The sequence below is a fragment of the Xanthomonas sp. SHU 308 genome (genome assembly GCF_000364645.1).
Classification (GTDB): domain Bacteria; phylum Pseudomonadota; class Gammaproteobacteria; order Xanthomonadales; family Xanthomonadaceae; genus Xanthomonas_A; species Xanthomonas_A sontii.
The window spans coordinates 1-1165 of sequence record NZ_AQOK01000121.1 but is presented as its reverse complement, the minus strand read 5'-3'; the positions used below and the strand labels follow the sequence as shown (position 1 = coordinate 1165).

Here is a 1165-nt window from a genome sequence, read left to right as displayed (position 1 = left end):
TGGTGCTTTGCGGCGGGGTGACGGCAGCCTGCGCGCCCAGCGCATAGCCCTGGGCGAGGTCGGTCATCGCCAGCGCGGAGGCGGACAGGCCGATCCCGCCAAGCAGGACCGCACCGGCGAGGGCAGAGGACGGACGGGACGACGTGGACATGCGCAGGCTCCTGGCGATGGACGGGTGCCGGTCGGGATGTCCGGCAGTGCGCCAAGCCTACCCGCTGCCGCACCGCGCTGCATGCGGCGGTGCGTGGCGACAAAAAAGGCTCCGTTGTGCACGGAGCCCGGGGACGCCAGCGGCGGCGGAACGGCGCATGGCCGGTCCGCACGCCGGGGGTCAGATGCCGCTGGTGGAGCTGGTCTCGTCGCGCTTGTCGCGCGGCGGCAGCGGCTCGTCGCCGTGCACCAGGAACCATACGTTCTCGGCGATGTTGGTGGCGTGGTCGCCGATCCGCTCCAGGTTCTTGGCCATGAACAGCAGATGCGTGCACGGGGTGATGTTGCGCGGGTCTTCCATCATGTAGGTCAGCAGCTCGCGGAACAGCGCGGTGTACTGCGCATCGAGCTGCGCGTCGCCCTGGCGCACCAGCAGCGCGGCGTCGGCGTCGTTGTTCTGGTAGGCGGCCAGCGCCGCGCGCACCTGTTCGGCGGCGAGCTTGCCGAGCTGGCGCAGGCCCAGGGTCTGCGGCATCGGCGGGGACATGTTCAGCGCGATCGAGCGCTTGGCGACGTTGGCGGCGTAGTCGCCGATGCGTTCGACGTCGGCGGGAATGCGCAGGCCGGCCAGGATCTCGCGCAGGTCGCGTGCCATCGGTCCGCGCAGCGCCAGGCGCATGACGTCGTGGCTGATGGAGTGCTCGAGCGCGTCGATCGCTTCGTCGTTGACGACGATGCGCAGCGCGGCGTTGTCGTCGCGGCGTTCGACCACGTCCAGCGCCGCTTCCAACTGCGCCACCGCGGTTTCGCCCATGCGCACGATCTCGGCGGCGAGGCGATGCTGTTCTTCGTCGTAGCTCTTCACGATGTGCTCGTTGGGCTGAGTGTTCATGTCGTAGGTCCAATAGGTGCGTTGGTGTCGCCGCGGCCATGCCTGGCGGTGCGGTGCTGGCGTCGCCGGGCGCCCGCCCGTGGGGCGGCGGGCGCGGCCGCTGCGACGAGGCAGCGGCGGGCG

General features: G+C 70.8%; 1 protein-coding gene. It reads right to left on the bottom strand.

What is annotated here, in order from left to right; translation table 11 throughout:
• Positions 1-331: 331 nt before the first annotated feature.
• The gene (gene phoU, locus D588_RS0105420) at positions 332-1042 is read right to left on the bottom strand and encodes a phosphate signaling complex protein PhoU (protein WP_017914020.1); all 711 of its coding nucleotides are present in this window, start codon (positions 1040-1042) and stop codon (positions 332-334) included.
• Positions 1043-1165: the final 123 nt, after the last annotated feature.

What these genes read in the sequence shown, in the direction of transcription:
- phoU (WP_017914020.1), bottom strand. Translation starts at nt 1,042, where the DNA reads ATGAACACTCAGCCCAACGAGCACATCGTGAAGAGCTACGACGAAGAA.